Genomic DNA, 3,382 nt, shown 5'->3' on the forward strand with positions numbered 1-3,382 from the left:
GGGCAGGTTTGTTGAAGAAGAGAACTTTTGGGGCTCTTCATAAGAGGTAACTGCGGTGAAACAGCGGTTAAATTAACGTGTGCATTAAACAGGAAATTATATTGTATACCCAAAAATCTGTAATATAATGGATATAGGCATACGAGGAGGTATATTTTACTATGTGGAAAGTGATAGTTAAATTCTTTATTGAAAAAATTTGGCCAGAGGTTCTAAAGTTACTAGTTAAATATGGGAGAGAATTGGCTGAACCAATTTTTTCCAAAGCCTTTGGATTTATAAAAAATTGGTTTAGTAACTTAGGAAAGGAAAAAGCAAAGCAAGCAGAAGAGGCTTACAGCAAGGCAGAAAGTTCTAGTGATCCAGATGAGAAGAAAAAGTATGCGCAAGAGGCAGAATTCTATAAAAAAGAAGCTGAGTCTTATGCTCGTAAAATGGAGGATTTAGAGCGACAGTTTAATGAGTTTAAACAGTCTGTTCAAAAGGATGTAGAGAACAGGACTAAGGACTTGAAAGCTGAAGATCTATTTAAAACTAATAAGGAAGACTTTTCGTTTAACTCGTCTAATAATATTTTACGTTTAGAGGATAGTTCGAAAAAGTAAAATGGTTATAGCAAAGTTTACACTTCATCAATATGTCGAAAAATTCAACTTCGAAACTATAAGTATATTAATATGAAGCGAGGGTATACTGAAGAGTAAGACCAGGTAGAGATGAGGAATATGAATGACTGAACAAGAGAAAAGGTTGCTATACAAAACTTCAATCATTTTAAATAAAGATACTAGTCAGATGAGATTAAACGATATTATTGAAGAGCTAGTCTATGTGATTGAACAAAAAGATATGAACAAAACAGCAGAACAGATTGCTAGGTCTTAAAAACAAAGTGGACTGAAAATTGGCATCCTTTACAGATGGATGCTTTTTTTATTAAAGTATAGGACTTTGTATGCTCTTTATTAAACAATGGGGCAGGTTTATGGGATAAGGATTCGGCAATTCTTGTAACGGAGTAGACTCTTACTGCGCAATAAATTGTTTCATGAATTTAAGAGTGTATTTTATAGTAAAGCCATTGTATTATTTCGGTGGTAGATTTTATATAGTTGTTAACTGCGTCGTCCAATAGCTTTATGTAAGGATTTAAGACAATATGTCAAAATGGTTTAAACTATTTTGACATATTGTCTTCCGTTAGAGCTAGAACCTCCCTTGCTGCTTCAATGAAAGATAATATAATCGGTGAAAGCCACTTGTCTTTATGCCATGCCATATGTGTATACACATCCAAGTTTTGAAATCGCCAAGGAAGAGCAACAAGTTCGCCACGTTCAACTTCGACTGCAGTTACTATTTTAGGAAGAAAGGCAATACCGATTCCCGAGATTGCACATTGTTTAATGGCTTCTGCACTCTGAAACTCTAATGATGAAATACTATCAATGTCTCCCTTCTTAAACGTTCGGTCAAACATTGTTCTATAGGGACAACCCTTTTCGTTTATCAGGAACACCTCTCCGTGAAAATCGTCAAGCTGTAATGCAGTTTGTTTAGCAAGTGGATGATCTGGAGCAACGAAAAAGCGAAAAATTTCTTCTGTCAATGGCTCTACTGCAAGTCCCGTTGATTGAATGGGTTCGTCGAGTATAAAGGTGACATCCGAGGTTCCCTCAAAGAGTGTTTGTTTGAGTTGTTGATTTGGAACCGAGCGAAAGATGAGACGAACACCAGGATGCCGCGAACGAAAAAGCTTAAAGATATCTGGAAGTCGATAGGCGCAAACAACTTCGTTAGCACTAATCGTTAAGGTACCACTTAGAATTTCATTGTCATGAACGACACTCCGAGCTTCGTCCAATTTGTTTAGAACCTCCTGGACGTGAGTTAAAAAACGTTTACCTGCAGTTGTGAGAACAAGCTGCTTTCCCAAACGATCAAAGAGACGAACATCTAGTTCTTCCTCCAATGCTTTTATTTGCATCGTAACATTGGAGGGTACGTAGTTTAGTGCTTCAGCAGCTCTACTGAAATTTAATGTTGTTGCCACCGTATTGAACGTATTCAGCTGGCGCAATTCCACCATAATCCCCCCCCTTAATTTTCAATTTTATTGAATGCTGCTTTTAATTCTCTTCACTTTTATTGAAAGTAACACGACTTTATACTAAATACAAGAAATACATTCTAAAGTGTTTGTGTTTCATTTAAAAAGGAGTGACAACTCAATGGATAATTATGAGATTTTCAATTTAGGTGATGTAACCTTACAATCGGGAGTGACGTTACCAAGCGCTTTCCTTGCTTATAAGACTTATGGGAAGTTGAATGAAACTAAAGATAATGTTGTCATTTATCCAACCGCTTTTGGCGACCAGCATGTTAATAATGAATGGTTGATTGGAGACGGCATGGCACTAGATCCACAAAAATATTTCATTATCGTTCCGAATCTAATAGGGAACGGTTTATCCTCTTCTCCAAGCAATACTCCTGCACCGTTCGAAAAAGCTAATTTTCCGCATGTAACCATCTATGACAACGTTCAGTTGCAGTATCGACTTGTGACCGAAAAATTCGGCATTCAGAAAATCGCTCTTGTAGTTGGATGGTCAATGGGTGGTCTTCAATCTTTCCAATGGGCGGCCAGTTATCCTGACATGGTGGATCGAATTGCCTCTTTCTGCGGGAATGCAAAGACTTGGCCGCAAACCTATGTGGTTCTCGATGGAATGAAGGCTGCACTCATGGCCTCAGTCGGATCGGAATCTACCAAAATAAACCAATTGACTTCTAAAGATATGCGTGCAGTGGGCCGTGTCTATGCAGGATGGGGATTATCGCAAACCTTCTATAAAGAGGAACTTTATCGTGAAATGGGATTTGAGGAATTGGAAGATTTTGCGGTTGGAGTTTGGGAAAATAGCTTTATGAGTATGGATCCACACAATGTTCTAGCCATGTTATGGACGGGACAACATGCAGATATTAGTGCAAACGCAGCATATAACGGAGCGTTTGATGAGGCACTCAAAAGCATTAAAGCGGTTACCTATATCATGCCAGGAAGTACTGATCTCTTCTGTACGGCAGAAAATAACGAATATGAAGCTAATCTTGTACCTAATGCTGAATATCATCCTATCAAATCAGTCTGGGGTCATTTTGCTGGTCGCGGAATTAACAGAACCGATAATAAATTTATTGATGAAAATTTAAAACGCTTATTAGGACTTCGAAAAAACAGGTAAAGTGTTTTTTATATACTATTATTAAGAGACGGTTACCCTAGAATTAATCGTCTCTTTCTTTTACTCAAGGGCTATTGCTTAGTACAACGATACTGGGCAGTAATAGCGCTAACTTTGTGAACATATGC

The 3,382-nt window shown here is 37.7% G+C and carries 4 protein-coding genes; 3 read left to right on the top strand and 1 reads right to left on the bottom strand.

Annotated features, from left to right (window positions below; all coding sequences use genetic code 11):
* The first annotated feature begins 161 nt into the window (after positions 1–161).
* A complete protein-coding gene (locus MKY20_RS28590) occupies positions 162–605 on the top strand; it encodes a hypothetical protein (RefSeq protein WP_341004491.1) in 444 nt (147 codons plus the stop codon).
* Positions 606–729: 124 nt separating this feature from the next.
* The gene (locus MKY20_RS28595; RefSeq protein ID WP_009335269.1) at positions 730–885 is read left to right on the top strand and encodes a hypothetical protein; all 156 of its coding nucleotides are present in this window, start codon (positions 730–732) and stop codon (positions 883–885) included.
* A 292-nt stretch (positions 886–1,177) separates the two neighbouring features.
* Here the strand turns inward: MKY20_RS28595 and MKY20_RS28600 are convergent, their stop codons facing one another.
* On the bottom strand, positions 1,178–2,086 hold the full coding sequence (locus MKY20_RS28600) for a LysR family transcriptional regulator (RefSeq protein ID WP_034297479.1): 909 nt from the start codon (positions 2,084–2,086) through the stop codon (positions 1,178–1,180).
* A gap of 145 nt (positions 2,087–2,231) precedes the next feature.
* Between MKY20_RS28600 and MKY20_RS28605 the strand changes: the two genes are divergently transcribed.
* Positions 2,232–3,254, top strand: a complete 1,023-nt coding sequence (locus tag MKY20_RS28605) for an alpha/beta fold hydrolase (protein ID WP_341004492.1) — start codon at positions 2,232–2,234, stop codon at positions 3,252–3,254.
* Positions 3,255–3,382 lie beyond the last annotated feature (128 nt).

The sequence above is a fragment of the Cytobacillus sp. FSL W8-0315 genome (genome assembly GCF_038002905.1).
Lineage (GTDB): Bacteria > Bacillota > Bacilli > Bacillales > Cytobacillaceae > Cytobacillus > Cytobacillus pseudoceanisediminis.

Excerpts from the sequence above, each read along its gene's own strand:
- MKY20_RS28590 (WP_341004491.1), top strand. The coding sequence starts at position 162 with ATGTGGAAAGTGATAGTTAAATTCTTTATTGAAAAAATTTGGCCAGAG.
- MKY20_RS28595 (WP_009335269.1), top strand. The coding sequence starts at position 730 with ATGACTGAACAAGAGAAAAGGTTGCTATACAAAACTTCAATCATTTTA.
- MKY20_RS28605 (WP_341004492.1), top strand. The coding sequence starts at position 2,232 with ATGGATAATTATGAGATTTTCAATTTAGGTGATGTAACCTTACAATCG.